Raw genomic sequence first — 13,483 nt, forward strand, 5'->3', positions numbered from 1 at the left:
ACAAGGAGGAGCGACATGTTCACGGACACGAAGGCGATGAGCAGCTTCGCGGTGGACGACATCGACCGGGCGCAGCGGTTCTACTCCGACACGCTCGGCCTGCGGGTGTCGCGGGACGACGCCATGGGCGGCCTGCTGACGCTGCACGTCGCCGGCGACCGGGACATCCTGGTCTACCCGAAGGAGGACCACACCCCGGCGACCTACACGGTGCTCAACTTCCCGGTCGACGACATCGACCGGGCCGTCGACGAGCTGACCGGGCGCGGCGTCCGGTTCGAGCGCTACCCCGGCATGCCTCAGGACGACAAGGGCGTCATGCGCGGCCAGGGGCCGTCGATCGCCTGGTTCACCGACCCGGCCGGCAACATCCTCTCCGTGCTCCAGGAGGGCTGACGCCCCGCCCGCGAACCGGCGGGCGGTCAGGCGGAGGCGGCGGGGCGCAACTCGGCGACCAGTTCGTCGTCCTCCATCGCGCCGGTGGGCGTGAAGCCGAGGCTCGTGTAGAGCCGGGCGGCCGAGGCGTTGTCGGGGTGGTAGGAGAGCCGGACGGGGTGCCCGCCGTCCTGGGCGGCGAGCCACGCGGCGAGGGTGCGCACGGCCGCCCGGCCGACGCCCCGGCCCTGCTCAGCCGCGTCGATGACCATCCCGCCGATCCAGCGGGAGCCGTCGTCGTCCACGCCCCACATGACGTGCCCGGCCACCGTCTCGTCCGCGTACACGGCGAGCGAGTTCCAGACGTCGGAGCGCATCGTCAGCAGCAGGTAGCGGGCGGCCAGGGCCGGCACCCAGGCGCGCTGGTCGTCGCGGGGGGCGACGTCGGCCACCGCCCGCCAGTTGTCGTCGTCCACGGGGCGCAGGGTGACCCGGCGGCCCGCCCGGTCGAGGATGTCAGCGTCGATCACCCGGGCAGCCTAGGAGCCGCCCGGCAGCCACGCGACGGGATTCCCCCGGCGGTGAGCTGCATCTCGCCCATCAGGTGGCTGGAGACGAAGACGGTCCGACCCTCGGCGTCAGTCGAGCAGGGCGTCCAGGCCGACGGTCAGCCCCGGCCGGTTGCGGACCGCGCGGACGGCCAGCAGCACGCCCGGCATGAACGACGCCCGGTCGTACGAGTCGTGCCGGATGGTCAGCGTCTCGCCGGTGGTGCCGAAGATCACCTCCTGGTGGGCGACGAGGCCGGTGGCGCGCACGGCGTGCACGCGTACTCCCTCGATGTCGGCGCCCCGGGCGCCCGCCACCTCGTCCTTGGTCGCGTCGGGCGCCGGACCCAGCCCGGCCTCGGCGCGGGCCGCGGCGATCAGCCGCGCGGTGTGCGTGGCGGTGCCGCTGGGCGCGTCCAGCTTGCGGGGGTGGTGCTGCTCGACGATCTCGACCGACTCGAAGTGCCGGGCCGCGCGGGCGGCGAACTGCATCATCAGCACCGCGCCGATGCCGAAGTTGGGGGCGATCACCACGCCCACGCCGGGCTTGCGGGCCAGCCAGCCGCGCACCCGATCCAGCCGCTGCTCGGTGAAGCCGGTGGTGCCGACGACCGCGTTGATGCCCTGGTCGATGCACCAGTGCAGGTTGTCCATGACGACGTCGGGCGTGGTGAAGTCGACGACCACCTCGGCCCCGGCGTCGGAGGCCGCGAACAGGCCGTCGCCCTGGTCGACCATGGCCACGAGTTCCATGTCGCCGGCGGCGTCCACGGCCTTGCACACCTCGACGCCCATCCGGCCCCGGGCGCCCAGCACGCCGACCCGGATCGGCTCGTCCGCGCTCTTCTCCTGCTCGTCAGTCACGGGGCACAACCTATCCCAATCGGGACGTCCGCATCCCGCCGGACCCGAGGCAGGGCCCGGCCACGGGCGCGGGCGGGTGGCGCGGCCGGTCAGCGGGCGGAGAAGTCGCCCTCGCCGAACGGGCCGACCACGGCCAGCGACATCGGCCGGCTCAGCAACTCGGCGGCGAGGGTGTTCACGTCGGCCACGGTGACCGCGTCGACCCGACGGAGCAGCTCGTCGACCGGCATCAGGTCGCCGTAGAGCAGCTCGCCCTTGGCCAGCCGGCTCATCCGCGAGCCCGTGTCCTCCAGGCCCAGCACGAACGAGCCCTTGCTCATTCCCTTGCCGCGGGCCACCTCGGCCGCGGTCAGGCCGTCGGCGGCCACCCGGGCGAGTTCGGCCCGGGTCAGCTCCAGCACCTCGTCCACCTTGCCGGGCGCGCAGCCGGCGTAGACGGCGAAGAGGCCGCTGTCGGCGTACTGGCTGGCGTAGGAGTAGACCGAGTAGGCCAGGCCACGCTGCTCGCGGATCTCCTGGAACAGCCGGCTCGACATGCCGCCGCCGAGGACGTTGTTGAGCACGCCGAGGGCGAAGCGGCGCTCGTCCATCCGGTCGATGCCGGGGCAACCGAGGATGACGTGCGCCTGCTCGGTCTCCTTCGGCTCCACCAGGGTGGCGGCGGGCCTGGTGCGTACCGCCGGGGTGGCCGACCGGTGCGGCGCCGGCACCGCCGGGTCGGTGTCCAGCGGGGTGCCGCGCAGCGCCTGGCGGACGAGCTTCACCACCGCGGTGTGGTCCAGGTTGCCGGCGGCGGCGATGACGATCTGCGGGGCGGTGTAGCGGCGGCGGTAGAAGCCCTGGATCTGCCGCCGGGTCATCGGGGTGACCGTCTCCTCGGTGCCGGAGATCAGCCGGCCCAGCGGGTGGTCGCCGTAGACCGCCCGGGCGAAGAGGTCGTGCACCTCGTCGCCGGGCTCGTCGTCGTGCATGGCGATCTCTTCGAGGATCACACCCCGCTCGGTCTCCACGTCGGCCGGCTTCAGCACCGAGTCGGCGACCAGGTCGCACATGACGTCGATGGCCAGCGGCAGGTCCTCGTCGAGCACCCGGGCGTAGTAGCAGGTGTATTCCTTCGTGGTGAAGGCGTTGGTCTCGCCGCCCACCGCCTCGATCTCGGAGGAGATGTCCAGGGCGCTGCGCTTGTTGGTGCCCTTGAACAGCAGGTGCTCCAGGAAGTGCGCCGCGCCGGCCTGCGGGCCGGTCTCGTCGCGGGAGCCGACCGCGACCCAGATGCCGAACGACACGCTGCGCATCGCCGGGATCGCCTCGGTGAGCACGCGCAGCCCGCTGGGCAGCACGGTACGGCGTACCGTGCCGCCCAGCGGGTCGTCACTGATCGTGCGGGTCACCGCCCGGGAGGCGCCGCCGGAGCGGGCCCCTCCGGTGCCGCGGAACGCGGCGTCCGAGGGGCCCGGGAACGACGCCACCCCCCGTCGATCCGGCGGAAACGGCGCACGAACGGCCCGACTCACGTGTTGTTGCTCCCAGATCGACGAGGGGTGGGTGGTGCGGTGCGCTGGTGCGTCAGCTGTGCCGGGTCCGGCGGCGCGGACGCTCGCCGCCCTCGCCACCCTCGCCGCCGCCCTGGCCGCGCTCGCCGCCGCCCGGGCCACGACCGCCCCGGTCGCCGCCGCGGTCGCGGTCGCCGCGGTCGCGCGGGCCCCGGTCACCCCGGTCCCGGCCGGCCGGCCGCTCGCCACCGGCGGCCTCGTCGGCGGCCGGCGCCTCGGCACCCTCCGGGCGGACCTTGTCCAGGTAGATCTTGCCGCGGGCGTCGATGTCGGCGATCTCGACCTCGACCCGGTCGCCGACGTTGAGGAAGTCCTCGACCTTCTCGACCCGCTTGCCGTCGCCCACCTTGGAGATGTGCAGCAGGCCGTCGCGGCCCGGCAGCAGCGAGACGAACGCGCCGAACGCGGCGGTCTTCACCACGGTGCCGAGGAACTTGTCGCCGACCTTCGGCAGCGTCGGGTTGGCGATCGCGTTGATCCGCTCGACCGCGGCCTGGGCCGACGGGCCGTTGGTCGCGCCGACGTAGATCGTGCCGTCGTCCTCGATGGAGATCTCGGCACCGGTCTCGTCCTGGATGGCGTTGATGGTCTGCCCCTTCGGGCCGATCACCATGCCGATCTTGTCCACCGGGATCTTGACGGTGGTGACCCGCGGCGCGTAGTCCGACATCTCGGCCGGGGCCTCGATGGCCCGCTGCATCACGTCGAGAATGGTCTGCCGGGCCTCGTGCGCCTGCTGGAGCGCGGCGGCCAGCACGTCCGACGGGATGCCGTCGAGCTTGGTGTCGAGCTGGAGCGCGGTGACGAAGTCCCGGGTGCCGGCGACCTTGAAGTCCATGTCGCCGAACGCGTCCTCGGCGCCGAGGATGTCGGTCAGCGTCACGTACTGGGTCTTGCCGTCGACCTCGTCGGAGATGAGGCCCATGGCGATGCCGGCGACCGGCGCCTTCAGCGGCACACCGGCGGACAGCAGGCCCAGCGTCGAGGCGCAGACCGAGCCCATCGAGGTGGAGCCGTTGGAGCCGAGCGCCTCGGAGACCTGCCGGATGGCGTACGGGAACTCCTCGCGCGACGGCAGCACCGGGATCAGCGCCCGCTCGGCGAGCGCGCCGTGGCCGATCTCGCGCCGCTTCGGCGAGCCGACCCGGCCGGTCTCACCGGTCGAGTACGGCGGGAAGTTGTAGTTGTGCATGTAGCGCTTGGACTTCTCCGGGGAGAGGGTGTCCAGCGACTGCTCCATGCGCAGCATGTTCAGCGTGGTGACGCCCAGGATCTGCGTCTCGCCGCGCTCGAACAGCGCCGAGCCGTGCACCCGCGGCAGCACGCCGACCTCGGCGGTCAGCGGGCGGATGTCGCGCGGGCTGCGGCCGTCGATGCGGACCTGCTCGCGCAGCACCCGGTTGCGGACCTCGGACTTGGTCAGCGACCGGAGGGCGGCGCTGAGCTCCTTCTCCCGGCCCTCGAAGCGCGGACCGAGCTCGGCCAGCACGCGGCCCTTGATCGCGTCCAGGGCCTCCTCACGGACCGCCTTGCCGGCGATCTGCAGGGCCTCGGCGACGTCGGCGCGGGCCACGTCGGCCACCGCGTCGTACGCGTCGTCCTGGTAGTCCAGGAAGACCGGGAACTCGGCGACCGGCTTGGCGGCCACGTCGGCCAGCTCGCTCTGCGCGCGGCACAGCTCGCGGATGGCCGGCTTGGCGGCCTCCAGGCCGCTCGCCACGACCTCCTCGGTCGGGGCGGGGGCGCCGCCGGCGACCAGCGCCACGGTGTGCTCGGTGGCCTCGGCCTCGACCATCATGATCGCGACGTCGCCGTCGGCCAGGGCGCGGCCGGCCACCACCATGTCGAAGGTGGCCCGGGCCAGCTCCTCGTGGGTCGGGAAGGCGACCCACTGGCCGTCGACGTGCGCCATCCGGGTCGCCCCGATCGGGCCGGAGAACGGCAGGCCGGAGAGCTTGGTCGACATCGACGCGGCGTTGATCGCCACGACGTCGTAGGGGTGCTGCGGGTCGAGCGCGAGGACGGTCTCGACGACCTGGACCTCGTTGCGCAGGCCCTTGACGAACGACGGGCGCAGCGGCCGGTCGATCAGCCGGCAGGTGAGGATCGCGTCCTCGCTGGGGCGGCCCTCACGGCGGAAGAACGAGCCGGGGATGCGGCCCGCGGCGTACATCCGCTCCTCGACGTCGACGGTCAGCGGGAAGAAGTCGAACTGCTCCTTCGGCTGCTTGCCGGCGGTGGTGGCGGAGAGGACGACCGTCTCGCCGAGCTGGGCGATGACGGAGCCGGCGGCCTGGCGGGCCAGCCGGCCGGTGGAGAAGGTGATCTCACGGGTGCCGAAGGACCCGTTGTCGATCACGGCGGTGCGGGATTCGGTGCCGAGGTTGGTCTCGGTCATGGTGCTGTTGTGCTCCTTCGCATCGGGGGCCCACGACGCGGGAGATGCTCAGACGGCCGGTCTTCGATCGAAGCGCCCGGGTGGCCGGCGAGGTGCCGGGGTGCCCGGGGGCCACTACCGGAGACCGGTACGCTGACCTGCTCCCATTCTCGGGTGGTCGCGCGACCCTGGTTTTCGGGTGGTACCGGAGCGGGGGAGCGGCCCGAGTCAGGCCACTCCCCCGTCACGTCACCGGCGCAGACCGAGCCGCTCGATGAGCGACCGGTAGCGGTTGATGTCCTTCTTCTGGACGTAGTTGAGCAGCCGACGGCGACGGCCGACCAGCAGCAGCAGCCCGCGGCGGCTGTGGTGGTCGTGCTTGTGCACCTTCAGGTGCTCGGTGAGCTCGGCGATCCGCTTGGTGAGGACCGCGACCTGCACCTCCGGCGAACCGGTGTCGCCCTCGGCGGTCGCGTACTCCGCGCGGATCTTGGCCTTGGCTTCCTGGTCGAGCGCCATGTTCTCCCTGTTTCGTGGGTTGTTCGATGATGTCCGTCGGATCGGTCGGTGGACCGGAAACGGACCGGTACCTCGCACCCGCGGCGTCGTGCAGGCACGCGAGGCCCCACGTCGGTCAGCCGACGTCCCCGCCAGACTACCAGTACGGCCGGGCGCCGGCCGGTCAAGGGCCGCGAGGCGGTCAGTCGAGGGCCCGGCGGGTCCGCTCGACGTCCTGCCCCATCTGGGCGATCAACGGCTCGATCGCGTCGTATCGGATCTGCCCGCGCAGGTGTGCGACGAAGTCCAGCGCCAGCCGCTCGCCGTAGAGGTCGCCGGCGAAGTCCAGCACGTACGCCTCCACCCGGCGTTCCCGCCCGGAGAAGGTCGGATTGGTGCCGACCGACACCGCCGCCCCCAGCGGTTCGGCGTGGCCCCGGCGCACCAGCCGGGCGGCGTAGACGCCGTCGGCGGGCACCGCCGCGTACCGGTGACAGAGCAGGTTGGCGGTGGGGAAGCCCAGCTCACGGCCGCGCTGGTCGCCGCGGACCACCACGCCCTCCAGCCGGTGCGGGCGGCCGAGCGCGGCGGCGGCGGCCACCACGTCCCCCGCGTCGACGCAGGAGCGGATGTACGTGGACGAGAAGACGGTGCCCGCCTCGGCGACCAGCGGGGCCCCCTCGACGCCGAAGCCGAAGGTGCGGCCGAGCCGCTCCAGCAGCGCCACGTCGCCGGCGGCGCGGTGCCCGAAGCGGAAGTTCTCCCCCACCACGACCAGGGCGGCGTGCAGGTGCTCGACCAGGACGTCGTGCACGAACGCCTCGGCGGGCAGCCGGGAGAACTCCGGGGTGAACGGCACCACGCACAGCACGTCCACGCCGAGCGCCTCGATCAGCTCGGCCTTCCGGGCGGGCTCGGTGAGCACCGCCGGGTGCGAGCCGGGGCGGACCACCTCGGCCGGGTGCGGGTCGAAGGTGACCACCACCGACTGCACGCCCAACTCGCGGGCCCGGGCCACGGCGTGCCCGATGGTCGCCTGGTGCCCCTTGTGCACGCCGTCGAAGACCCCGATGGTGACGACCGACCGCCCCCAGCCACCGGGCGCCGCGTCGTACCCCCGCCACCGCTGCATTGCGCTCCTCCCTGCCTCCGCCGGCCGGCGGTGTAAGGAAGGGCCCCTCATTAACGCCTGGTGTATAGGAAGGGCCCCTTGCTAACACTTTCCCGGCTGACCTGCGCCCCGCCGTCAGGCGGGGGCGAGCACGATCTCCGCGCGGGCCCGGCCGTCCCGCTCGCTGACGATAGCGATCAGCCCGCCGTCGGGGCCGAAGACCGCATAGGGACCGGGAATGCCGGCCGGGTCGAGTGGCCCGCCGTGGGAGAGCACCTTCGCCTCGTCGGCGCCGGCGTCGCGCCGCGGGAAGAACCGGTCGGCCGCCGCGGCCAGCGGCAGGTGGACCACCTCGGGCGCCCGCCGCTCCAGCTCGTCGAGGGTGGCGGCCTCCGCGAGGGTGAAGCCGCCGACGGCGGTACGCCGCAGCGCGGTCAGGTGCCCGCCCACCCCGAGCGCCAGGCCCGCGTCCCGGGCGATGGCCCGGATGTACGTCCCGGAGGAGCAGGTCACGTCGATGTCGACGTCCACCACGTCGGGGGTGTCCCGGCGCACGGCCAGCAGGTCCAGCCGGGAGACGGTGACCCGGCGGGCGGGCAGCTCGACGCTCTCCCCCTCGCGCACCCGCTTGTACGCCCGCTGCCCGTCGACCTTGATCGCGCTGACCGCGCTCGGCACCTGGTCGATCTCGCCGGTCAGCGCGGCGAGGGCGGCGTGGATCGCCTCGTCGGTGACCCGGCCGGCCGGAGTGGTGGCGATCACGTCGCCCTCGGCGTCGTCGGTGACGGTGGCCTGGCCGAGCCGGACGGTGGCCGTGTAGCTCTTGTGCGCGCCGATCACATAGGTGAGCAGGCGGGTGGCCCGGCCGACCCCGATCACCAGCACGCCGGTGGCCATCGGGTCGAGGGTGCCGCCGTGCCCCACCCGGCGGGTCCGCGCCAACCGGCGGATCCGCGCCACCACGTCGTGCGACGTCATGCCGCCGGGCTTGTCGACCACGATCAGACCGTCTGCGCTCACGACACCCAAGCCTGCCAGACCGGCTCGGACGCCCCGTCGCCGCCGTACGCGGGTCGGGTGGACGGCCGGCGCGGCGTCCACCGGTCGGACAGCGCTGCCCGGCGGCGACCGAACGGGACCACGGCGGCGCGCGGCGGGTGCGAAGATCATGCGCCCCCTCCCCGCACTCCCACCTGGACAGCCGAATGAGCACCGACCAGCGGCCGAACGAGCCGACCGCGCCTTTCGACCCGTACGCCGACCAGCCCGCGGAGCCGGTCCGCGTCCCGACCTGGATGCGCGAGCCGGAGACGGAGCGCGCGCTGACCCGCCCGGAGCGGTTGCGGCTGGGCTGGGCGAGGCAGAGCGGGAAGCTGCTGGGCGGCGTCGCCGCCCTGGTGACGCTCTCGTTCCTCGCGGTGGTGGGCACCATCGGATTCGGCGTCTACGAACGGGTCCGCGACAACGAGCCCATCCTGCCCGACCGCCGGGCCGTGCCCGGCCAGGTCCGTCCCACTGACGCCGACGGCAACTCGGTGAGCCCGTGGGCGGCCACTCCGGCGGAGTCGTTCGCCGCCGGGAAGGACGCCATCGTCCTGCCGCCGGCGAAGACGGCCGCGCCGTTCACGGCGAAGCAGGTCGCCGAGGGTCTGGCAAAGGTCCGGCAGGCGCTCGTCGAGGGCCGCGTCGACAGGTCGATGCTGGTGGTCAACGACCCGGAGCCCTTCCTCGGGCTGATCGCGCCCGACAATCGGGACGACGTCCGGCGCGACCTGGCCGACGGCGCGGCGCTGAACTACGTGACCCGGGTGGACGACAAGGCCGACCCGCGGCTGGACAACGCCGACACCGTCCGCGCCCGGGGCACCGTCACCTACCGGGCGACCACCGATGCCGACGGCTTCCGGGTGTTGGAGATCACCACCAGCTTCATCTGGGTCTACCACTTCGACCTCTGGCGGGCGCAGGAGTACCCGCCGGGAGCCGAACTGGTCACGGTGCGCGACGAGGTGCTCTGGCACCTGCCGCACCCCGACGACGTGCGGCCCTCCTCACGGGGGCTGTGGGTGCACGAGGCGGCGAGCACCCTGTTCAACGCCGACTGCGCCGGAATCAAGCGGGGCTTCCTGGCCCTGGCCCCCGAGGAGCCGCTACGCAGCCGGCCCTCGGCACGGCCGACCGGCAACGTCTACGATCCGGATTGGCGGCCCGGCGACGGCGAAAGCTGCTGAGCCGCGACGACCCGAGCGCCCCTGCTGGCGCTCCCACCTCGCCGGCGGCGGTCAGCGCACCGCGCCGACCACGGCCCAGCCGCCCGAGCGCAGCCGCAACAGCAGGGCGACCAGCCGGATCACCACGAACAGCGTGAGCCCGGCCCAGATGCCGCCGAGCCCGAGGTCGAGCCCGTACGCCAGCCAGATGGCGGGCAGGAAGCCGCCGAGGGCGGCCACGATGGTCAGGTTGCGCAGGTAGCGGACGTCCCCGGCGCCGATCAGCACGCCGTCGAGGGCGAACACGACGCCGGCCAGCGGCTGCATCGCCACGAACCACGGCCAGGCCAGCATCGCCTGGTCGCGTACCTGCGGATCGGAGCTGAACCAGCCGGGGACGACGCCGGCGCCGGCGGCGATGAGCACCGCGAACGCCACGCCGCAGGCACCGCCGAGCAGCCCGATCCGGCGGGCGAGGGCCCGGGCCCCGGCGGCGTCGTTGCCGCCGAGCGCGGCACCGACCAGCGACTGGGCGGCGATGGCGAGCGCGTCGAGCACCAGCGCGGTGAAGAACCAGAGTTGCAGGGCGATCTGGTGGGCGCCCACGGCGGCGGCCCCGAAGCGGGCGGCGACGGCGGTGGCGGAGAGGAAGCTCGCCTGGAACGCGACGCCCCGGATCAGCAGGTCCCGGCTGAGCACCAGTTGCTGCCCGATCAGCCGGGGCCGGGGCCGCAGCGGGACCCGCTCGGCGACCAGCGCCCCGGCGAAGAGCGCCCCGCCGATGGTCTGGGCGACCACGTTGGCCACCGCGGAGCCGACCAGGCCGAGGCCGAGCGGGTAGACCAGCAGGGGGCAGAGCACGGCGGAGAGCAGGTTCGGCCCGAGCACGAACGCCAGCGGCCGGCGGGTGTCCTGCACGCCGCGCAGCCAGCCGTTGCCGGCGGCGGCGAGCAGCAGGCCCGGGGCACCGAGCGCCGCGACCCGCAGCCACTGCGCGGCGGCGTCGGCCACCTCGCCAGGGCCTCCGGCGAGCGTACGCGCCAACGCCCCGCCGCCGACCTGCATGCCGACCGCGACCAGCACGCCCACCCCGAGCGCCAGCCAGGAGGACTGCACGCCCTCGGCGACGGCGGCGGCCCGGTCGCCGGCCCCGAAGCGCCGGGCCGACCGCCCGGTGGTGCCGTACGCGACCACGGTGCCGAGCCACGCGATGAGGGTCAGCACCGTGCCGCCGATGGCAAGCGCGGCGAGCGGCACCCGGCCGAGGTGCCCCACCACCGCCGTGTCCACGAGCACGTAGAGCGGTTCGGCGGCCAGCACCACCAGCGCCGGCAGGGCGAGCGCGGCGATCCGGCGGGGTGACGCGGCGGGGGCGGCGGCGACGGTTGGCTGACTCATCGCCGCCGATCCTGGCACGGGCACGGTAAGGATCGCAAGCTATCAGATCACTTACCGGGTAACAGGTGGACGACGGTCACGGCACCGAGCAGGAGCACTCCCCCGACGGCCACCCCCACGGGCAGCGTCTCGCCGACGAGCCACCCGGCGAGCAGCACGGCGGTGAGCGGCTCCGCCAGGGTCGACAGCGCGGCGGCGCTGCCCGTGGTGGTGCGCAGCCCGGCGTAGAACAGGGCGTACGCCACGGCCGTGGTGACCACCCCGAGATGGACCAGCAGGCCGACGGGCGCGAGCCGGGCCGGAACGGCGATCCCGCCGGCCAGCGCGACCGGCGCCAGAGCCACCGCGCCCACCACGACGGAGACGGTGGTGAGCGTCATCGGCGCGACCCGACGCGCGGCGTGCCGGCTCAGCACGATGCTGGCGGCATAGCCGACACCCGAGCCGAAGGCCGCGAGCAGGCCGAACAGCGGGCGCGGCGCGGCGGCGCCCGGCTGCCCGGCAGACACCGTGACGAGCACGAGGCCGGCGACGCCGGCCACCAGGGCGCCCAGCAGGGTCCGCCCGGGCAGCCGCCGCACGCGCAGGGTCTCCCACGCGAAGATGAGGACCGGGGCGAGCCCCAGGCTGACCAGCGTGGCCACCCCGACGCCGCCCGCCGCGACGGCGACGAAGTAGAGGGCCTGATAGGCCCCGAGACCAACCCCGATCAGGACGAGGACCACCGGTTCCGACCGCAGCGCCGCCAGCACCGGTCCCAGCCGGTGCGCCACGAGGGCGAGCAGCGCCACCGCGCCGATGGCGAGGCGGTAGAAACCGATGCCTGCCGGCGTCAGCGCGGTGGATTCGCGGACGAGTTGCACGGCGACACCGGTGGTGCCCCACAGCACGGCGGCGACGGTGACGTACAGCAGGCCGACGCGAAGGCCGGCAGGGGACGAACGGCGGGGTTCTGGGGTGGACGGAGATGCGGACGACCAGGAAAGGGACGATCGGGACACGGGTGCGCTCCACGGAAGAATCGAGCCGCTGACAGAGGTGACGTCTGTCGGAGCGCACACAGGACGGACGGGCCGCGGGCGGCGGTGGCTCGGCCGGGATCGGCGGGAGGCCCGTCGTCCGGGCAGGTCGCACCGCGAGGGCCGGTGGTCACCCGGGCTCGGGGGACCACCGGTGGCGTGACGCTCCGGTCAGGAGCGCGGTGGGGGCAGGACGCCGCGGAACGACCTCATGCGCGGACCCTATCGCAGCGCGTCCCCGCCGGCCCGGGTTTTCTGCTCACGCCGGAGGCAGCTCGGCGAGCCAGCGGCGCACCTCGGCGCGGCTGCGCAGCCGGACCACCGGCAGCGCCGGCGCGTGCGTGGCGACCGCGGCGAGCAGCCGGGGCCGGGACCGGCGCGGGTAGCGCCACACGTACCGGAGGAACACGGCGTCGATCTTCTCCGGGCAGCCGGGCGGGAGGTCGGGGCGGCCGGTGGCGCGGTACGCCCACCGGCGGCGCAGCACCCGGCCGAGGCAGAGCAGCCGACCCGGGTCGCAGAGGACCAGCAGGTCGGCGCGGGGCAGGCGGAGGTCGAGGGTGCCGCCGTAGTTGCCGTCCATCACCCAGGACGGCCGGGCGGCGAGTTCGGCGACCGCGGCACGCCAGCGGGCGTCGTCGGGGGCCACCCAGCCGGGCTGCCAGAAGTGCCGGTCGAGGTGGATGAGCGGCAGGTCGAGCCGGCGCGCGACCTCGCGGGAGAGGGTGCTCTTACCGGCGCCCGAACTGCCGACGACGAGGATCCGGCGCATGCGGGGACCGTACCGACGCACCGGCCCGGACGCCAGGGCCCCCGGCTCCGGGCCGGCGGCCAGCAACGCCGCGGCCCGCGGTGGGCGGGGCGGTGTCCGGCTCGCCCGGAGCGTCGGCCGTCCGACGTCCGGGTCGACCACCCGCGCGACGGCAGCCGACGGGTCGGGCGTCGGCCGTGGAAAGCGGCGGACGCCCGCGACCGGCGGTCGACGCCGGCTGGGCGGTGCCGCCGTCGGCGGCGGACGCCGGCCGGGTCACCGCCGGTCGGCCTGGGTCACTGACGGGTGTCCATCGAGGTCTGCAGCGCGCGGCGCATCTGCTCGCGGGCCTCGTCGGTGGTCTCGGGCTTGGGCTTGCTCGGCATGGTGGTGGTCCCCTTCCAGGGCGCGGGCAGCCGCCGACGCGACGGCGGCCCTCACGGGCGGCGTGCTGAACGCCCGGCAGCGGTCCGGGGTCACCGGAGCGGCTGGTGGGCAGCGGGTGAGCCCGGGTCGGTCCGACCCTGGAGGGAGGCGTTGCCGGGTGTGGCACCACCGCCCACGACCGGCGCCGCCACACGACGCCGGCCGATTCCCAAGTTATCGTTCAGGTCCACATGCTGCCCACGGTTCCCGCGATCTGGACTCACATTGGTCCGTCGGGTCGTCCCGGGTCGCGGACCGGCGGGGGGGGTGTCCCTATGGGTTTCGTCAAGCTGTGATCGGCGGTGTGGGGCGGGGCTGGTAGGGGATCTTGTCGCGGAGCATGGCGAACAGGA

At 74.1% G+C, this 13,483-nt stretch carries 12 protein-coding genes; 2 read left to right on the forward strand and 10 right to left on the reverse strand.

The window, feature by feature from the left end; genetic code table 11:
* Positions 1–15: 15 nt before the first annotated feature.
* Positions 16–396, forward strand: coding sequence for a VOC family protein (locus ACGF5G_RS22285; protein ID WP_393265562.1), 381 nt, complete (start codon positions 16–18; stop codon positions 394–396).
* Between the two features lie 26 nt (positions 397–422).
* On the opposite strand, the gene ACGF5G_RS22290 is transcribed toward ACGF5G_RS22285, so the two are convergent.
* The 7 genes from ACGF5G_RS22290 to truB form a co-directional block, all read right to left on the reverse strand.
* Positions 423–905 carry a GNAT family N-acetyltransferase gene (locus tag ACGF5G_RS22290; RefSeq protein WP_393265564.1) on the reverse strand — a complete coding sequence of 161 codons (483 nt, stop codon included), beginning with the start codon at positions 903–905 and terminating at the stop codon, positions 423–425.
* 108 nt (positions 906–1,013) lie between these two features.
* Positions 1,014–1,787, reverse strand: coding sequence for a 4-hydroxy-tetrahydrodipicolinate reductase (gene dapB, locus ACGF5G_RS22295; RefSeq protein WP_393265567.1), 774 nt, complete (start codon positions 1,785–1,787; stop codon positions 1,014–1,016).
* Between the two features lie 89 nt (positions 1,788–1,876).
* The gene (locus tag ACGF5G_RS22300) at positions 1,877–3,301 is read right to left on the reverse strand and encodes a M16 family metallopeptidase (protein ID WP_393265570.1); all 1,425 of its coding nucleotides are present in this window, start codon (positions 3,299–3,301) and stop codon (positions 1,877–1,879) included.
* 52 nt (positions 3,302–3,353) lie between these two features.
* A complete protein-coding gene (locus ACGF5G_RS22305; protein WP_393265573.1) occupies positions 3,354–5,738 on the reverse strand; it encodes a polyribonucleotide nucleotidyltransferase in 2,385 nt (794 codons plus the stop codon).
* Positions 5,739–5,966: 228 nt separating this feature from the next.
* Complete coding sequence (gene rpsO, locus ACGF5G_RS22310) at positions 5,967–6,236, reverse strand: 30S ribosomal protein S15 (RefSeq protein ID WP_043962418.1); 270 nt, start codon at positions 6,234–6,236, stop codon at positions 5,967–5,969.
* A 181-nt stretch (positions 6,237–6,417) separates the two neighbouring features.
* The gene (locus ACGF5G_RS22315) at positions 6,418–7,347 is read right to left on the reverse strand and encodes a bifunctional riboflavin kinase/FAD synthetase (protein WP_393265576.1); all 930 of its coding nucleotides are present in this window, start codon (positions 7,345–7,347) and stop codon (positions 6,418–6,420) included.
* A 114-nt stretch (positions 7,348–7,461) separates the two neighbouring features.
* Positions 7,462–8,346 carry a tRNA pseudouridine(55) synthase TruB gene (gene truB / locus ACGF5G_RS22320; RefSeq protein ID WP_393265579.1) on the reverse strand — a complete coding sequence of 295 codons (885 nt, stop codon included), beginning with the start codon at positions 8,344–8,346 and terminating at the stop codon, positions 7,462–7,464.
* Between the two features lie 185 nt (positions 8,347–8,531).
* On the opposite strand from truB, the gene ACGF5G_RS22325 reads away from it, so the two are divergent.
* Positions 8,532–9,557, forward strand: a complete 1,026-nt coding sequence (locus ACGF5G_RS22325; RefSeq protein WP_393265581.1) for a hypothetical protein — start codon at positions 8,532–8,534, stop codon at positions 9,555–9,557.
* 51 nt (positions 9,558–9,608) lie between these two features.
* Here ACGF5G_RS22325 and ACGF5G_RS22330 read toward each other — a convergent pair whose 3' ends face one another.
* The 3 genes from ACGF5G_RS22330 to ACGF5G_RS22340 all read right to left on the reverse strand — a co-directional run bounded on the left by ACGF5G_RS22330 (position 9,609) and on the right by ACGF5G_RS22340 (position 12,725).
* Positions 9,609–10,934, reverse strand: a complete 1,326-nt coding sequence (locus tag ACGF5G_RS22330) for an MATE family efflux transporter (protein WP_393265583.1) — start codon at positions 10,932–10,934, stop codon at positions 9,609–9,611.
* A gap of 47 nt (positions 10,935–10,981) precedes the next feature.
* Positions 10,982–11,848, reverse strand: coding sequence for a DMT family transporter (locus ACGF5G_RS22335; RefSeq protein ID WP_393265618.1), 867 nt, complete (start codon positions 11,846–11,848; stop codon positions 10,982–10,984).
* A gap of 364 nt (positions 11,849–12,212) precedes the next feature.
* Positions 12,213–12,725: an adenylate kinase gene (locus ACGF5G_RS22340; RefSeq protein WP_393265586.1), complete on the reverse strand. Its 513-nt coding sequence runs from the start codon at positions 12,723–12,725 to the stop codon at positions 12,213–12,215.
* Positions 12,726–13,483: the final 758 nt, after the last annotated feature.

The organism is Micromonospora sp. NPDC047730 (genome assembly GCF_043204765.1).
Taxonomy (GTDB): Bacteria; Actinomycetota; Actinomycetes; order Mycobacteriales; family Micromonosporaceae; genus Micromonospora.

Bases quoted from the DNA above. Each gene is read 5' to 3' on its own strand.
- ACGF5G_RS22285 (WP_393265562.1), top strand. From the start codon at position 16: ATGTTCACGGACACGAAGGCGATGAGCAGCTTCGCGGTGGACGACATC.
- ACGF5G_RS22305 (WP_393265573.1), bottom strand. From the start codon at position 5,738: ATGACCGAGACCAACCTCGGCACCGAATCCCGCACCGCCGTGATCGAC.
- rpsO (WP_043962418.1), bottom strand. From the start codon at position 6,236: ATGGCGCTCGACCAGGAAGCCAAGGCCAAGATCCGCGCGGAGTACGCG.
- ACGF5G_RS22315 (WP_393265576.1), bottom strand. From the start codon at position 7,347: ATGCAGCGGTGGCGGGGGTACGACGCGGCGCCCGGTGGCTGGGGGCGG.
- ACGF5G_RS22325 (WP_393265581.1), top strand. From the start codon at position 8,532: ATGAGCACCGACCAGCGGCCGAACGAGCCGACCGCGCCTTTCGACCCG.
- ACGF5G_RS22330 (WP_393265583.1), bottom strand. From the start codon at position 10,934: ATGAGTCAGCCAACCGTCGCCGCCGCCCCCGCCGCGTCACCCCGCCGG.
- ACGF5G_RS22340 (WP_393265586.1), bottom strand. From the start codon at position 12,725: ATGCGCCGGATCCTCGTCGTCGGCAGTTCGGGCGCCGGTAAGAGCACC.